Genomic DNA, 15,879 nt, shown 5'->3' with positions numbered 1-15,879 from the left:
CGCAGACCGTTGTAGAGTCCGAATACATCCATCGTCTCCCCCACACAAGAAAAGAGTCCCGAATGACCACTCGCGCAACTGCAAAGGCAACCGACCGCCACCGAACGCCCACCGCTCCACGCCACTACGCCGTCGTCGGCGCCGGCATTGCCGGCGTGGCCTGCGCCCGAACGCTGGTACAGGCCGGCCACAAGGTCACGGTGTTCGAGCGCGAAGCCACGCCCGGCGGCCGCATGGCGAGCGTCGAAACCGCTTTTGGCCGCTTCGACAGCGGCGCGCAGTACTTCACCGTGCGCGATCCCCGCTTTGCGCTGGCGCTCGAAGCCACGCCCAGTCTCTGCCGCCCATGGAGCGCCAACCTCGTGCGCGTGCTCGATGCGCATGGCCGCGTGGCCGAGGCGGCCCTGCCCGGCCGCGAATCGCACTGGGTGGCCCAGCCCGGCATGGATGCGCTGGTGAGCCACTGGGCTGCACCGCTCGGCGACAGCCTCGTCGCCAACACGCAGGTCACGCAGATCGAACCGGATGCGCTCGACCCCAAGCGCTGGCAGCTGCGCACCGCGGGCCCGGACGATTCGCAGCACGTGTACTCGGGCTTCGACGGCGTGCTGCTGGCCGTGCCGCCTTCGCGCACACGCGTGCTGCTGGGCGACGGCAAGCTTTCCGCGTCCGTCAGCCAGAAGATCGAGCCGGTGCGCATCGCGCCGTGCTGGACGCTGATGATCGCGTTTCCGCAGGCCAACCAGGCCAACATGTCGCACCTGGGCCCGCAATGGAATGCGGCGCGCAGCACCCACCACCGCGTGGCATGGCTGGCGCGCGAGTCGTCCAAGCCCGGCCGCGAACGCGTCGAGCGCTGGACGCTGCAGGCCAGCGCCACCTGGTCGCAAGAACACCTGCGCGACGACGCCGCGCGCGTCGAAGCCAAGCTGCTGCGCGCCTTCGCCGAAATCACCGGCATCCACGCCACGCCCACGCACGCCCAGGCACGCTGCTGGACCGAAGCCCAGACCCAGGTTCCCGTCGGCAAGAGCCACCTCTGGGACGCCAAGGCCCGCATTGGCGTGGCCGGCGACTGGTGCACCGGGCACCGCGTGGAAGACGCGTTCCTCTCGGGCCTTTCGCTGGCGCTGGCAGCGGCCTGATCCAACCAGGGATGCGGGAGACCGGCCGCTTCGCGCCTTCACCCACCGGCCCGCTGCATGCCGGCTCGCTGGTGGCCGCGCTTGCGAGCTGGCTCGACGTGCGCGCCCGCGGTCTGCAGGCGCGCTGGTTGATCCGCATCGAAGACGCCGACACCGAACGCTGCCTGCCCGGCATGGGCGAGCACATCCTCCGGCAATTGGCCGACTGCAGCCTGCTGCCCGATGAAGCGCCGGTGTGGCAGACGGCGCGCACCGGCCGCTATGACGCGGCACTTGCCAGGCTGCAGGCCCTCGGCCTTGCCTACCCCTGCGGCTGTTCGCGCAAGGACATCGACGAGGCGCTGGCGCGCCTTGGCCGGCCGCACACGCGCCACGGAGAACGGGTCTATCCCGGCACCTGTCGCAATGGCTTGCACGGCAAGCCCCCGCGAGCCTGGCGCTTTGCCACCGAGAAGTTCGAATCTGCCCAGCCGGCGCTGCCGGACGGTGAACTCTGCTGGGCCGACCGCCGCCTCGCCCGGCAATGCCAGCACGTCAGCCGCGAGGTCGGGGACTTCGTGCTGCGCCGTGCCGACGGCCCCTGGGCCTACCAGCTCGCGGTGGTGGTCGACGATGCGGAACAGGGAGTGACCGACGTCGTGCGCGGCGAAGACCTGGCCGACAACACCGCACGCCAGATCTTGCTGCAACGCGCGCTCGGGCTGCCCACGCCCAGCTACCTGCACACGCCGCTGGTGCGCGGCGCCGATGGCGACAAGCTCTCCAAGCAGAACGGCGCGACCTCCATCGATACCGCAACGCCCGAAGCCGCACTGGCCTCGCTCGATGCTGCGGCGCGCGTGCTCGGCCTGGGCGCCGCGCAGGGGCGCACTTGTGCCGCGGCTTTGGCCGGCTGGGTGCCCGAATGGCGCCGTCTCTACAATTCGCGGCCGTAATGACCTCTTCCGACACCGTGCCCCACGACCTTCCACCCAGCGACGACGACGCGGGCGACGACGACAACAAGCCGCATCCGCTGCACCGCCGCCTCAAGAGCTTCGTGAAGCGCGCCGGCCGTACCACCGACGGACAGGCGCGCGCCTTTGCCGAACTCGGTCCGCTGTTTCTCATTCCCTACAAGCCAGAGCCGCTCGACCTCACCGCCGCTTTCGGCGGCCGCGCCGCGCCGACCGTGCTCGAAATCGGCTTTGGCATGGGCGAGGCCACCGCGCACATCGCCACGGTGATGCCCGAGACCAACTTTCTCTGCTGCGAAGTGCACGAGCCCGGCGTGGGTGCACTGCTCAAGCGCATCGGCGAGCAGTCGATCACCAACATCCGCATCTGCGCGCACGATGCGGTGGACGTGCTCGACCATATGCTGAAGCCCGATTCGCTGGGCGGCGTGCACGTGTTCTTTCCCGATCCGTGGCACAAGAAGCGCCACAACAAGCGGCGGTTGATCCAGCCCGAGTTCGTGAAGAAGCTTGCCGGGCATCTGCGGCCGGGCGGCTACATCCATTGCGCCACCGACTGGCAACCCTATGCCGAGCAGATGCTCGAGGTGCTGTCCGCAGAGCCGCTGCTGCGCAACACGGCCGAAGACTACGCGCCCAAGCCGGGCTACCGGCCGCTGACCAAGTTCGAGAACCGCGGCCTCAAGCTGGGCCACGGGGTCTGGGACCTGGTGTTTCAGCGCATCTGAACCTCTTCCAACCTTTTCAGGGCTTTCCGCCTAAAGCGGCCCGCAGCTTCGCTGCAAGCTGCTGCGCATCCGCGGCGGAGCCGATGTTGGTGAAGCCCATCAGCAGCCCCTCGTCGCGAAAAGCCGCCGTGCCTCGCCGGGACAGCGGCTGGCAGTTCAGGCCGGCGAGCTGCGCGCGACGGGCCAGCTCCTCATCGCTTTCGCGCCACCGGTCGAAGCGCGCGATCAGGTGCATGCCGCCGCTCTGCAGATCGATGCGCACGTCCTCGCCAAAGGCCTTCTGCAAGGCGGCCGCAAACACGCTGCGGCGGCGTGCATAGAGCAGCCGCATCTTCTTGAGGTGACGGGAGAAGTGGCCTTCGCGCATGAAGTCGGCCACCACCGCCTGCGTGAGTTGCGGGCATCCGTTGGACCACGTCCGCGCAGCCTCGCCGAAGGCGCTTAGCAGCGAGTCGGGCGCGACCAGATAGCCCAGCGCCAATCCGGGATACAGCACCTTCGAAAAGCTGCCGGCATACAGCACGCGATCGTGGCCATCCAGGCTCTTTAGGGCGGGCAATGGCGGGCCGGCGTAGCGGTACTCGCCGTCATAGTCGTCTTCGACGATCCAGGCCTTTGCCTCGGAGGCCCAGTCGAGCAGTTGCAGCCGGCGCGCGAGCGACATCGACACACCCAGCGGCGCCTGGTGCGAAGGCGTGACGACGGCCATCTTCGCCTTTGCTGCCTTGCGCATGCCATGCGTAACGTCCATGCCTTCCTCATCCACCGGCACGGGCATCGGGCGCTGGCCGGCGCCGCGCAGCACCTCGTGCGTGGGCGTGTAGCCCGGGTCTTCCACCCACACGCGATCATCCTTCGCGAGCAGCGTGTGCGAAATGAGCGCGAGAGACGCGCGGTAGCCCCCGGTCACGAAGACCTGCGACGGATGGCACGAGACGCCGCGCGACACCCGCAGATAGGCGGCAATGGCGGCGCGCAACGCCGGGTGGCCCGAAGGGTCGCCATAGAACATGTCGGCCGCGGTCGTCGCCCTCACGCGCCGCGCGGCCAGGCGCGCCCAGAGCTTGCGCGGAAAGGCGTCGAGCGCCGGAATGCCCAGTTGCAATGGCGGCGGCGGAGCGGGTTCGGTCAGTGCCTGGCCGATCGCCTCCGGCGCGGTTCTTTGGGGCCCGCGGCGCGCGGGCCGTCGCGCGGGAAGCGAAGGGGAAACCACCGTGCCCGCCTGGCCCTGCGGCGAGAAATAGCCTTCGCCCGAAAGCTGGGTGTAGGCCGTCTCGATGGTGCCCCGCGCCACGCCCAGTTCACTCGCCAGGCTGCGCGCGGATGCCACGCGATCGCCCGGGTTAAGCACCCCCAGTTCGATGGCCGCCCTGAAGCGCTCGTAGACCTGCCGGTACAGCGGGGCAGGCGCCGCGCGGTCGATTGCCAGGTGGGCGGCGGAAAAGGTCTTCTCTTGAATCATGGCCTATTCATTTTGACGAATCTTGGCTCTTTCGAGTGTGGCATCGAGACCCTAAGCTGAAACCGTGAAGCAGCCAATCAGAGAAAAGGACATGCGATGAGCGAGAAGATATTCGTGGCGGGCGCGGCCGGTGCCATTGGCAGCATGCTGGTCCCGCTGTTGATCGACACGGGCTACACCGTGTATGGAAGCACCCGGCGGGCCGAGCGCGCGCATGCGCTGGAGGCGCGCGGCGCGCTGCCGGTGGTCGTCGACGTATTCGATGCTGAAGCTCTGCGAGTGGCACTGAAGCGCATTGCGCCGACGGCCGTGATCCACCAGCTCACCGACCTGCCGCCCGACCTCGATCCCAAGCTGATGGCCGACGCCGCCCATCGCAATGCACGCGTGCGCACCGAAGGCACGCGCAACCTCGTGGCCGCGGCGCTGGCCGCCGGCAGCCGCCGGCTTGTGGCGCAAAGCATCGCCTGGATGTACGCACCGGGTCCGCTGCCCCACGTCGAAGAACACCCGCTCGATCTCGAGGCCGAAGGCCTGCGCCGCGTCAGCGTCGATGGCGTGGCTGCGCTCGAGCGCAGCGTGCTCGCCGCCGCGGGCCTCACGGCCACGGTGCTGCGCCATGGGCAGTTCTACGGGCCGGGCACATGGAATGCCGGCCCCAAGGGCACATGTCCCGTCCACGTGGAGGCCGCGGCTTGGGCAGCGGTGCTGGCGCTGCGGCATGCGGAAGGCGGCGGCATCTTCAACATCGCCGAGGACGGCCCCGATGTCAGCAGCGAAAAGGCGAAGCGCGAACTCGGCTGGCACGCATCGCTGCGGCTGCGCCAGCGGGAGCGGCAGCGCCAGGGAGTGGCATCGTGAAGCCGGCCCGGCTTCATCGCATCCCGCTGGGGGCGGGCATCGCGGCGCTCTCGCTGGTGCTGGCCGCCGGCTGGGCGCTGATGCCGCACGGCAACCGCCAGGAAGCAGCGCAATGGTTCGCCGACGTATGCAGCGGCGTCGCCCGGCCGATGTTCTCTTCCGCCCCGGCGCCCGCGGGCTCGGGCGCCGACGCCAGGCCAGCCACTTCGGTCAAGGTACTCTCCTGCGAAGCGCTGCCCAACGTGCCGGGCAAGTCGGTCACCACGGTCCTCGTCGACTTTCCGCCGCTCGCCTATTCGCCGGCCCATCGGCATCCGGGCTCCGTGACCGCCATCATTCTCGAAGGCACGATCCGCTCCCAGCTGGGCGGTGGACCGGTGGGCACCTACAAGAGCGGCGAAACCTTCTTCGAGCCGCCGCGCACGCTGCATCTGTTTGCGGAAAACCCCGATCCCGTGCGGCCCGCCAAGCTGGTGGCCGTGTTCGTCACCGACGAGAACTGCGGACCGCTGGTGCTGCCGCCCGACGCGGACTGAAAGGCGCGTAAACCCATCTTCTCCGCGGGCACCGAACTTGCTACACTTTTTTACTAATTTTGTACGAAAGGTGGCACATGAACGGCTCTCGAAGGAAAGTGATGAAGGCGTGCGGGGCAATGCTGCTGGGCGGCGGCCTTCCTCTTTCGGCGCTTTCTCAATCCACCAAGGCGGCACCAGCGGGCACACGGGTGGTGCTGCTGGGCCAATCGGTACCCCTGACCGGCGCGGCCGGCGAGATCGGGCTGGCCTTTGCCGCGGGCAGCCGGCTCGCAGTAGGTGAATTCAACGAGCGCAATGCCGCCAGCGGAATCCAGCTCAAGCTGCTGCAGCTCGACGACGGCTACGACGCGGCCCGCGCCGGCGCCAACGCACGCACTCTCCTGGGCGCCGACAAGGCCGACATGCTGTTCGGCTTTGTGGGCACCGCCAGCAGCGCTGCCGGAGCGAGCGTGGCGACGCAGCAAGGCAGCCTGCTGTTCGCGCCCTTTGCCGCAGCGGACACGCTGCGCGAGGCGAGCCACCCGAACGTGTTCCACGTGCGCCCGGGCATGATCGACGAAGCCCTGAAGATCGTGCGCCAGTGCGCCACCGTGGGGCAGACGCGCGTTGCGCTGGTGGGCGACGAAGACGCCATGGGCCGCGCCGGCTTGGCCGCCGTACAGCAGGCCATCACCGAACTCAAGCTGCCCGAGCTGGTGGCCACCGCCATGGTGCCCGTGGGCGGCGGCGACAAGCTCGACGCGGCGCTCAAGACGGTGTTGCAGCAGACGCCCCAGGCCATCGTGCTCGTGTCGCTCTCAGGCACCACGGCCAACGCCATCCGCAAGCTGCGCAAGAGCGGCTATGCCGGCAGTTTCATGGCCTTTTCGATCGTGGGCATCGATCCGCTCTATGCCGAGTTGGGCAAGGACATCGGCGGCATCGTGATCTCGCAGGTGGTGCCCTCGCCGCGGCCCTCGGCGATTCCCATCGTCAAGGAATACCGCGCCGCCCTCGACAACTCCGACCAGACGCCCTCGTACGAAGGCCTCGAGGGCTTCATTGCGGCCAAGGTGGTGGGCGAGGCAGTGCGCCGCGCGGGCCGCGCCTTCACGACTGCGAGTCTGCAGCGCGTGATGACCGCGATGACCGACTACGACGTGGGAGGCTTCCGCGTCAACTTGCGCCCGGGTCTGCGCGACGCATCGCGGAACATCGACCTGATCAGCATATCGGCCGACGGACGCGTGCTGCGCTGAACTATCCGCTCCTGACCAGCGCCTGCAGGGCCTCGACCGACACCAGGTCGATGCGCCCATAGCCGATCGAAATCACCTGGTCGCGCGCGAGTGCGTTGAGCTCTTTGGAGAGCGTCTGCCGGGTGATGCCGAGCATCATGGCCAGCGCCTCCTGCGGCAGCATCAGCGTGCGGCGCAGGTGTACCGACTGCGTGGCATCGCCGCGCGCCAGCACCAACAGCCGGTGCGCCACGCGCGCACGCAGGCTGCGCAACGTGGCATCTTCGGTCAGGCCGTAGAGCATGCGCACGCGCGCCGCCAGCATCGCGGCAATCGCATTCGCGAAGACCACGTCGCGCATCTGGTGGGCAAAGGCCTCCGGCGGTACCACGAGCAGGTCGAGCGATTCCAGCGCAGTGGCGTCGTGCGTGCGCGGCGAGCCGTCGATGAGCGTGATTTCGCCGAACCAGTTGCCGGGCTCGAGCACCGCGAGGATGGCTTCGCGCCCATCCTGGCGCAGCGACGAGATCTTGATGGTGCCCGCCGCCAGCCCATAGAAGCCGCCACCCGCCGCATGCACCGGATCGCCCTGGCGAAACACCATGGCTCCTCGCCGCACGTGTAGCAGTTCGGCCGCGCCCACCAGCGCCTCGCGCTGTGCACGCGGCATGCTGGTGAACCACGGATTGCGCTCCATCGCGGCGCGGTGCGGAGCTGAAAGACGCAGCTTGGGAGCGGCCATACGGGAGAAATTGCCTCGAAGACGCCTCGGGGCGGGGTTTACCAGAGCCTTGCATTGTCAAATTCACGACAGTTGAACGTCAAGCACAGGTCTACAGTGGCCGGCATTCCCCGAGAACATGGAGACGACACGATGAGCGAACGGGCAAGTTTCAAGAGCATGCAGGAGAGCACGCGCGAGGACTGGCAACTGATCGGCGGCGAGTTCAGGCAGTTTGCGGGCGGCCTGCCCGCGCGCGTGATCAAGCACCTGCAGATCCTCGAAGGCGACTACGGCGGCTTTCCGGTCGACCGCTACACCCATTCGCTGCAGACCGCGACGCGCGCACTGCGCGATGGCCGCGACGATGAGTACGTGGTGTGTGCGCTCTTGCACGACATCGGCGACACGCTCGGCAGCTTCAACCACCCCGACATTGCCGCGGCCATTCTCAAGCCCTTCGTGAGCGAAGCCAACCACTGGATGGTGCAGCACCACGGCATCTTCCAGGGCCACTATTTCTTTCATCACATCGGCCTGGACCGCGACATGCGCGACAACTTCAAGAGCAATCCGCACTACGAGCGCACGGCCGAGTTCTGCGCGCTGTACGACAACCCCGCCTTCGACCCCAAGGCCGAGACGCTGCCCATCAGCGAATTCGAACCCATGTTGCAACGCCTGATGGCAGAGCCGAAGCAGAGCATCTACAAGGCCGCGATGAAAGAGCCGGCGGCCGCCTGAGAACCCACTAGGAACAATTCACCATGAACGCAGCCTCCCAACCCGAAATCCAGAAACTCGTGTCCGCCGAAGAATGGCAGCTGCGCGTCGACCTTGCCGCCTGCTATCGCCTGGTGGCGCTTTACGGCTGGAGCGACCTGGTGTTCACGCACATCAGCGCGCGCATCCCCGGGCCCGAGCACCACTTCCTCATCAACCCTTACGGGCTCATGTTCGACGAGATCACCGCGTCGAGCCTGGTCAAGGTCGATCAGCAGTGCAACAAGATCATCGAGTCGCCCTACCCCGTGAACCCGGCCGGCTTCGTGATCCACAGCGCGGTGCATGCCGCGCGCGAAGACATCCAGTGCGTGCTGCACACCCACACCAAGGCCGGCATTGCCGTGAGCGCGCAGAAGAACGGCGTGCTGCCGATCAGCCAGCAATCGACCTTCGTGCTGGCTTCGCTCGCCTACCACGACTATGAAGGCGTGGCCTTCCGCGACGACGAGAAGCCGCGCCTGCAGGCCGACATGGGCAGCGCCAACTACCTCATGCTGCGCAACCATGGCCTGCTCACATGCGGCAAGACCATTGCGGACGCCTTCCTTTCAATGTATGTCTTCGAGACCACCTGCCAGATCCAGATTGCGGCGCAGTCGGGCGGCAGCGAACTCACGCACGTGAACCCGAAGATCGTCGAAGGCGTGGGCCAGGCCATGAAGGTACAGACCGGCGGCCTGGGCGGGCAGTTCGTCTGGCCGTCGCTCATCCGCAAGCTCGACCTCATCGACGGCAGCTACAAGCAATAAACGCCAATCCCGGTTTACACGGCTGCCAGCGCCTGCGCGACAGGTGCCGGCAGCCATTTTTTTATCTGCGCGATGATGCGGACATGGAACTCCGGCAACTGCGCTACTTCGTCAAGGTCTGCGAGCTTCGCAGCATGGGCCGCGCGGCCATCGAGCTGGGCGTGGTCACTTCGGCACTGAGCCAGCAGATCAGCCGGCTCGAAGGCGAGCTCTCCACGCGGCTGCTGCAGCGCAACTCGACCGGCGTCACGCCCACCGACGCCGGTCTCGCCTTTTTGCAACAGGCGCAGCTCACACTGCGGCATGCCGACGACGCGGTGCGCGCGGCGCAGCAGGCGCGCCTGTCGGGTCATGTGAGTGTGGGCCTCGCGCCCACCACCGCTACGGTGCTCGGCGTGCCGCTGATGCGCGCGATGCAGGAGCGCTATCCCGAGGTGCGGCTGCACATGGTCGAGGCGCTCTCGGGCCACCTCACCACCATGCTGCAGGCGCGCCAGCTCGACCTGGCAGTGCTGTTCCAGACCGACACGCCGCGGCGCTGGAGCGTGCTGCCGCTGCTGGCGGAAAAGCTGTTCGTGATCGCATCGCCCCATCTCGCACAGCGCCCGTCCGGCACCAAGGTGCGACTGTCGCAACTGGCCGAGCTGCCGCTCATCCTGCCCAGCGGAAGCCACGGCCTGCGCGCCACGCTGATGGCCGCCTTTGCGCGCGCCCGCATCCAGCCGCGCATCGTCGCCGAGGTGGACGGCCTGGCGCTGCTGATGGACGCGGTACGCGCGGGCTACGGCGCCACCATCCAGCCCGGCGCAGCCACCGCGCGCCATGAGAGCGACGACCTTCAGCTCACGCAGATCAGCGATGCGCACGTGGGCCGCCACAACCTTCTGGTGAGCCTGTCTGACGACGAGCTGTCGCCGGCCGCGCTGGCGGCGCGCGTGGTGCTGGCCGACACGGCCCGCGCCCTGGTGCGCGAGGGCCGCTGGACCGGCGCAAGTCTTCTCGATCACTGAACACCCGTTGCCTCGATCGGCCTTTCGCGTGAAGGCCTCGCTCAATAAAGTCTCCTGTATTCCAAGGAGGCCCACGAGTGATCGATGTACTGGTTGTCGGTGGCGGCAATGCCGCGCTGTGCGCCGCGCTGATGGCGCGCGAGGCCGGCGCTTCGGTGCTGCTGCTCGAAGCTTCGCCCAAGGCGTGGCGCGGCGGCAATTCGCAGCACACCCGCAACCTGCGCTGCATGCACGATGCGCCGCAGGACGTGCTGGTCGACGCCTATCCTGAAGAGGAATACTGGCAAGACCTGCTGAAGGTGACCGGCGGCCTGACCGACGAATACCTGGCGCGGCTGGTGATTCGCGCTTCTTCCAACTGCCGCGACTGGATGCGCAGCCATGGCGTGCACTTCCAGCCGCCGCTGTCGGGCGCATTGCACGTCGCGCGCACCAATGCTTTCTTCATGGGCGGCGGCAAGGCGCTGGTCAACGCCTATTTTCGAAGCTCCGAAAAGATGGGTGCGCAGATCCGCTACGACACGCCCGTGGCCTCGGTGGAGCTCGACGGCGACCGCTTCGTGGGCGTGCGCACCGAGGCCGGCGAGCGCATCGAGGCGAAGAGCTGCGTGCTGGCTGCCGGCGGCTTCGAATCGAACCGCGAATGGCTGCGCGAGGCCTGGGGTCAGAACGAGCGCGGCGAATGGCCGGCCGACAACTTCCTCATCCGCGGCACGCGCTTCAACCAGGGCGTGCTGCTCAAGTACATGATCGACGCCGGCGCCGACAGCATCGGCGATCCATCGCAGGGCCACATGGTGGCCATCGATGCCCGCGCGCCACTCTATGACGGTGGCATCTGCACCCGCATCGATTGCGTGTCGCTCGGCGTGGTGGTCAACCGCGAGGCGCAACGCTTCTACGACGAGGGCGAAGATTTCTGGCCCAAGCGCTATGCGATCTGGGGCCGGCTGGTGGCGCAGCAGCCAGGGCAGATCGCGTGGTCGGTGATCGATCAGAAGGCGGTCGGCCGCTTCATGCCGCCGGTCTTCGCCGGTACGCAGGCGAACACGCTCGGCGAACTGGCGCAGAAGATCGGCCTCGACGAAGCCACCTTCGTCCGCACCGTGCAGGACTACAACTCCGCCTGCCGCGTCGGCCGCTTCGACCACACCGCGCTGGACGATTGCCGCACCGAAGGCCTCGCGCCCGCCAAGACGCACTGGGCCCGCCCGCTCGACACCGCGCCCTTCCATGCCTACCCCGTGCGACCCGGCATCACCTTCACCTACCTCGGCCTGAAGGTCGACGAGACCGCGGCGGTGCGCTTTGGCGGCCGGCCGAGTCCCAACCTGTTCGTGGCCGGCGAAATGATGGCCGGCAACGTGTTGGGCAAGGGGTACACGGCCGGCGTGGGCATGAGCATCGGCACGGCCTTCGGCCGCATCGCCGGCACGCAGGCCGCGCGAGCAGCAAAGAACATGCCGAAGAATTCCCCGGAGACCGCCCTTGCAGCAGCTCACTGATCTCGTCGCACGCGCCCGTGCGGATGCCGACGGCATCGGCAGCGCGCCGCCTTCGCAGCGCGTGATCCCGATCCAGCCCGCCCTTCCATTGACCGCCAGCGAAGGCGAGGTCGCGCGCATCCTGCAGATCTGCAACGCCTGCCGCTATTGCGAGGGTTTTTGCGCCGTGTTCCCCGCGATGACGCGGCGGCTGGAGTTCGGCAAGGCCGATACGCACTACCTCGCCAACCTGTGCCACAACTGCGGCTCCTGCCTGCACGCCTGCCAGTACGCGCCACCGCATGAGTTCGCGGTCAACGTGCCGCAGGCGATGGCGCAGGTGCGCATGCAGACCTACCACGACTACGCCTGGCCGCCCGCGATGGGCGCCCTGTACCGCAAGGCCGGCCTCACGGTCGCGCTGGCCCTGGCCGGTGGGCTCGCGCTGTTCCTGGTGCTGGCCGTGGCGATGAGGGGCGCGCTGCTGCACGAACCGCTCGCGGGCAATTTCTACGCGATCTTTCCGCACAACTTTCTCGCGCTGGTATTCGGCGTGGTGTTCGCCTTCGTGGTGTTCGGATTGGCGATGGGCGTGCGGCGCTTCTGGCGCGAGGTGTCGCCAGCACAGGAGAACCCGCCCACCGAAGTGGCCGGTGTGCGCGCCGCCGCGAGCGCCGAAGCCGTGCATGACGCGCTGCGCCTCACCTACCTGGGCGGGGGCCATGGCGAGGGCTGCAACAACGAAGACGACCGCTTCACGCTCTGGCGCCGGCGCTTTCATCACTTCACCTTCTACGGCTTCATGCTGTGCTTCGCCTCCACCTGTGTGGCGACGCTCTACCACTACCTCCTCGGCCTGCATGCGCCCTATGCGCTCACGAGCCTCCCGGTGCTGCTGGGCACCGCCGGTGGCATCGGCCTGGTGGTCGGGCCGGTCGGCTTGCTGTGGATGAACCTGCGGCGCAACGCAGCGCACGGCGACGTGGCGCAGCGGCCGATGGACCGCGGCTTCATCGCGCTGCTGCTGCTCACCAGCGTCACCGGCCTGGCCCTGCTCGCCTGGCGGGATACCGCCTTCATGGCGCTGCTGCTGGCGGTGCACCTGGGCGTGGTGATGGCGCTCTTTCTCACACTGCCCTACGGCAAGTTCGCGCACGGCATCTTCCGCTCAGCGGCGCTGCTCAAGTTCGCGATCGAAAAACGCCTGCCCAACCGCTTGCAGCTGGGCGCCGACTGAACCAAGCGAATCCTGCAATCCAAGAAGAGGAACCACGCGAGGCGAGCCGCCGATGAACCAGATGTAACAGCGCCAAAGCCCGATCGGACCGACCGGTCCTGCTTTGGCGCGAGAATGGCAGGCCATGCACGTCCGTATTCCCGCCATGGCGGCCCTGCTGGGCCTGGCCTCTTGTCTCTTCTTCCCCGCTTCCCACGCCGCCCCGGCCACCGCCGAGGATGCCGTGGGTGCTGGCGCCCGCATCGAGTCGCTCATTGCCCGCATGACGGTCGAGGAGAAGGTGGGCCAGCTCAGCCTCTACGGGCCCGCCGACACCAACATCCCCGGCAATCCACAGGCCGCCCAGCGCAACGGGCAGCAGGAGATCGACGACGTGCGCGCCGGCCGCGTCACGGGCCTTTTCAACAACGAAGGGCTCGAGCGCAAGCGCGTGCTGCAGGAGGTGGCCGTGCGCGAATCGCGCCTGGGCATTCCGCTGCTCTACGGCGCCGACGTAATCCACGGCTTTCGCACCATCTTCCCGATGCCGCTGGCCGAGACCGCAAGCTGGGAGCCCGCACTGGCCGAGCGCACCGCGCGCGCGGCGGCGGTGGAGGCCAGTGCCGATGGCTTCCGATGGACCTTCGCGCCCATGGTGGACATTGCGCGCGACGCGCGGTGGGGCCGCGGCATCGAGGGCGCGGGCGAAGACGTGTACCTGGCCGGCCAGTTCGCGGCCGCGCGCGTGCGCGGCTTCCAGGGCAGCGACCTCTCGCGCCCCGACGCGCTGCTGGCCACGCCCAAGCACTTCGCGGCCTATGGCGCAGCCGAAGGCGGGCTGGACTACGCGGCCACCGACATCTCCGAACGCACGCTGCGACAGGTGTACCTGCCGCCGTTCCGCGCCGCGCTGGACGCGGGCGCTTTATCGATCATGAGCGCCTTCAACGAGATTTCCGGCATCCCGTCGATCGCCAACCCGGCGCTGTTGACGGGCGTGTTGCGCGACGAGTGGAAGTTCAAGGGCTTCGTGGTTTCCGACTACACGGCCGACGAAGAGCTGATTGCCCACGGCTATGCCGCCGACGGCCGGCAGGCGGCCAAGCAGTCGTTCCTGGCGGGCACTGACGTCAGCATGCAAAGCGGTTTGTACATGCGCCACCTGCCTGAGCTGGTGGCCGCTGGCGAAGTGCCGATGGCGCGCCTGGACGAGGCCGTGCGCCGCGTGCTGTGGGTCAAGCAGAAGCTGGGCCTTTTCGACCAGCCTCTGCGCGGGCTCGATACCGCGCCGTCAAAGACCCGCGTCGAGAACCCCGAGCACCTCGCGCTCGCACGCGAGGATGCTCGCCGCTCCATAGTGATGCTGAAGAACGAGCGCGCGGTACTGCCGCTGCCAAAGGCCGGCAAGAAGATCGCGCTCATCGGCCCCTTCGCCTCGGGCACGCAGGACTTGCTCGGCGCGTGGAGCCTGTTCCCGGGCCAATCGGCCCCGGTGGGCATCGACGAAGGCCTGCGCGGCGCGCTGCGCGACGGCGGCGCGCTGGCCGTGGTGCGCGGCTCGAACATCGACACGCTATTGCCCGGTGGCATCGAGGCGGCCGTGGCCGCGGCACGCGATGCCGACGTGGTGGTGCTCGCCATCGGCGAGAGCGAGCGCATGTCGGGCGAAGCGCGCTCGCGCACCGACATCGGCATCCCGCAAGCGCAGCAAGACCTTGCCGAAGCCGTGGCCGCCACCGGCAAACCTGTGGTCGTGCTGTTGAGCAACGGCCGCGCCATGGCGCTGCGAGGCGCAGTGCGTAACGCCGACGCGATCCTCGTGACCTGGTTTCTCGGCGCGCAGACCGGCGCCGCCATTGCCGACGTGGTGTTCGGCGATTTCAATCCTTCGGGCCGGCTGCCGGTGAGCTTTCCGCAGACGTCGGGCCAGGTGCCCTTCTACTACGGCCAGAAGCGCACGGGCCGGCCGCTACCCGACAACGACCAGGCGATGGCATTCAAGACCCGCTACGTGGACACGACGAACCAGGCGCTCTACCCTTTCGGCCACGGCATCGGCTATGCACCGGTACGCTACGACGGCGTGGAGACGAGCCAGGACCGGCTGCCCCTCGGCGGCACGCTGCGCGTGCGAGCCACGGTCACCAACACCGGCCAGCGCGAGGCAGAGGAAGTGGTGCAGCTCTATGTTGCCGAGCGCGCCGCAAGCGTGACGCGGCCCGTGCGCGAGCTCAAGAACTTCCGCAAGGTGCGCATCGAACCCGGCGCATCGAAGGTGGTCGAGTTCACGCTCGGTTCCGAAGACCTGCAGTTCATCGGCCGCGACATGAAGCCGACGGTCGAACCCGGTGAGTTCGACCTGTGGGTGGCGCCTTCGGCCACGGGCGGGTTGCGAAAGAGTTTTGCGCTGACGCGGGAGTGATGCATCGCGGCAACGTCGCAAGCATTTCGCACCAACGGCGAATGGGCCCGAGGGCCCATTCTTCATCGCGTCAAAGAAGCGATCGACTTACAGGCCCGCTTGGCGCGTGAACGACACGCTGGGCTTCTTGTAGGCTTGCGGCACTTCGTCGCGGTAGAAAGCGCGGCGATCGAGGCTGGCGAGCGGGTCGTGCGCCTTGGCAACGGCTTCGGCCTGGATCACCGAGCGATCGGCGGTCGAGCTGAAGGCTTGTGCGCCGGCGCTGGCGCCATCGCTGTATTCGTTGCCGGCGCGAGCGGCTGCAACGGCTTGCGGGGCGACTTCGGCGCGCGAGACGCCGGAGTTCACGCTTTGCACGCCTTCATAGGTTTCTGCGTGTGCACCGGCAGCGGCCAGGAGCGAGAGAGCAGCGGCAGCGAGGATCTTCGAGGCATTCATTTCAATCTCCTAATGGGTTGGTTGGTGAGATGAAGTTTGATCCCGAAGTCCCATGAAAAAACGCCGCAAAACGAATCACGGCGTTCACGGGATTGAAACAATCGAGCCGTGCCGACCCGCAGTACGCCGCGAATAGTTAGCCCGG

General features: G+C 67.8%; 15 protein-coding genes. 12 read left to right on the top strand and 3 right to left on the bottom strand.

What is annotated here, in order from left to right; all coding sequences use genetic code 11:
• The first annotated feature begins 62 nt into the window (after nt 1-62).
• Genes BLR24_RS14705 through trmB form a run of 3 tightly spaced genes read left to right on the top strand, consistent with a single transcriptional unit; the run spans nt 63 to nt 2,829 of the window.
• Nucleotides 63-1,145: an NAD(P)/FAD-dependent oxidoreductase gene (locus tag BLR24_RS14705; protein ID WP_093018038.1), complete on the top strand. Its 1,083-nt coding sequence runs from the start codon at nt 63-65 to the stop codon at nt 1,143-1,145.
• Between the two features lie 11 nt (nt 1,146-1,156).
• Nucleotides 1,157-2,080: a tRNA glutamyl-Q(34) synthetase GluQRS gene (gene gluQRS / locus BLR24_RS14700; RefSeq protein WP_093018036.1), complete on the top strand. Its 924-nt coding sequence runs from the start codon at nt 1,157-1,159 to the stop codon at nt 2,078-2,080.
• Complete coding sequence (gene trmB / locus BLR24_RS14695; RefSeq protein ID WP_093018034.1) at nt 2,080-2,829, top strand: tRNA (guanosine(46)-N7)-methyltransferase TrmB; 750 nt, start codon at nt 2,080-2,082, stop codon at nt 2,827-2,829. The genes gluQRS and trmB overlap by 1 nt, the downstream gene beginning before the upstream one ends.
• Before the next feature lie 16 nt (nt 2,830-2,845).
• On the opposite strand, the gene BLR24_RS14690 is transcribed toward trmB, so the two are convergent.
• A complete protein-coding gene (locus BLR24_RS14690) occupies nt 2,846-4,291 on the bottom strand; it encodes a MocR-like pyridoxine biosynthesis transcription factor PdxR (protein WP_093018032.1) in 1,446 nt (481 codons plus the stop codon).
• A gap of 96 nt (nt 4,292-4,387) precedes the next feature.
• On the opposite strand from BLR24_RS14690, the gene BLR24_RS14685 reads away from it, so the two are divergent.
• From BLR24_RS14685 to BLR24_RS14675, 3 genes are all read left to right on the top strand, one after another.
• Nucleotides 4,388-5,152, top strand: a complete 765-nt coding sequence (locus BLR24_RS14685; RefSeq protein WP_093018030.1) for an NAD-dependent epimerase/dehydratase family protein — start codon at nt 4,388-4,390, stop codon at nt 5,150-5,152.
• A complete protein-coding gene (locus BLR24_RS14680) occupies nt 5,149-5,688 on the top strand; it encodes a cupin domain-containing protein (protein ID WP_093018028.1) in 540 nt (179 codons plus the stop codon). The genes BLR24_RS14685 and BLR24_RS14680 overlap by 4 nt, the downstream gene beginning before the upstream one ends.
• Before the next feature lie 77 nt (nt 5,689-5,765).
• Nucleotides 5,766-6,929 (top strand): ABC transporter substrate-binding protein, encoded by a 1,164-nt coding sequence (locus BLR24_RS14675; protein WP_093018026.1) that lies wholly within the window; start codon nt 5,766-5,768, stop codon nt 6,927-6,929.
• A gap of 1 nt (nt 6,930) precedes the next feature.
• Here the strand turns inward: BLR24_RS14675 and BLR24_RS14670 are convergent, their stop codons facing one another.
• The gene (locus BLR24_RS14670) at nt 6,931-7,650 is read right to left on the bottom strand and encodes a Crp/Fnr family transcriptional regulator (protein ID WP_093018024.1); all 720 of its coding nucleotides are present in this window, start codon (nt 7,648-7,650) and stop codon (nt 6,931-6,933) included.
• Between the two features lie 132 nt (nt 7,651-7,782).
• Here BLR24_RS14670 and BLR24_RS14665 point away from each other — a divergent pair, with 132 nt between their 5' ends.
• The 6 genes from BLR24_RS14665 to BLR24_RS14640 all read left to right on the top strand — a co-directional run bounded on the left by BLR24_RS14665 (nt 7,783) and on the right by BLR24_RS14640 (nt 15,296).
• Complete coding sequence (locus BLR24_RS14665; protein WP_093018022.1) at nt 7,783-8,373, top strand: HD domain-containing protein; 591 nt, start codon at nt 7,783-7,785, stop codon at nt 8,371-8,373.
• A 23-nt stretch (nt 8,374-8,396) separates the two neighbouring features.
• Nucleotides 8,397-9,164 (top strand): class II aldolase/adducin family protein, encoded by a 768-nt coding sequence (locus tag BLR24_RS14660; RefSeq protein WP_093018020.1) that lies wholly within the window; start codon nt 8,397-8,399, stop codon nt 9,162-9,164.
• 83 nt (nt 9,165-9,247) lie between these two features.
• Complete coding sequence (locus BLR24_RS14655) at nt 9,248-10,174, top strand: LysR family transcriptional regulator (protein WP_093018018.1); 927 nt, start codon at nt 9,248-9,250, stop codon at nt 10,172-10,174.
• A gap of 77 nt (nt 10,175-10,251) precedes the next feature.
• A complete protein-coding gene (tcuA, locus tag BLR24_RS14650) occupies nt 10,252-11,679 on the top strand; it encodes an FAD-dependent tricarballylate dehydrogenase TcuA (RefSeq protein ID WP_093018016.1) in 1,428 nt (475 codons plus the stop codon).
• Nucleotides 11,663-12,895: a tricarballylate utilization 4Fe-4S protein TcuB gene (gene tcuB, locus BLR24_RS14645; RefSeq protein WP_093018014.1), complete on the top strand. Its 1,233-nt coding sequence runs from the start codon at nt 11,663-11,665 to the stop codon at nt 12,893-12,895. The genes tcuA and tcuB overlap by 17 nt, the downstream gene beginning before the upstream one ends.
• 124 nt (nt 12,896-13,019) lie before the next feature.
• Nucleotides 13,020-15,296, top strand: coding sequence for a glycoside hydrolase family 3 N-terminal domain-containing protein (locus BLR24_RS14640; protein ID WP_093018012.1), 2,277 nt, complete (start codon nt 13,020-13,022; stop codon nt 15,294-15,296).
• Between the two features lie 87 nt (nt 15,297-15,383).
• Here the strand turns inward: BLR24_RS14640 and BLR24_RS14635 are convergent, their stop codons facing one another.
• Nucleotides 15,384-15,734 (bottom strand): alpha/beta hydrolase, encoded by a 351-nt coding sequence (locus tag BLR24_RS14635; protein WP_093018010.1) that lies wholly within the window; start codon nt 15,732-15,734, stop codon nt 15,384-15,386.
• Between the last annotated feature and the right edge of the window lie 145 nt (nt 15,735-15,879).

Source organism: Variovorax sp. OV700, assembly GCF_900099805.1.
GTDB lineage: Bacteria > Pseudomonadota > Gammaproteobacteria > Burkholderiales > Burkholderiaceae_C > Variovorax.
This window is presented reverse-complemented; position numbering and strand designations above follow the sequence as displayed.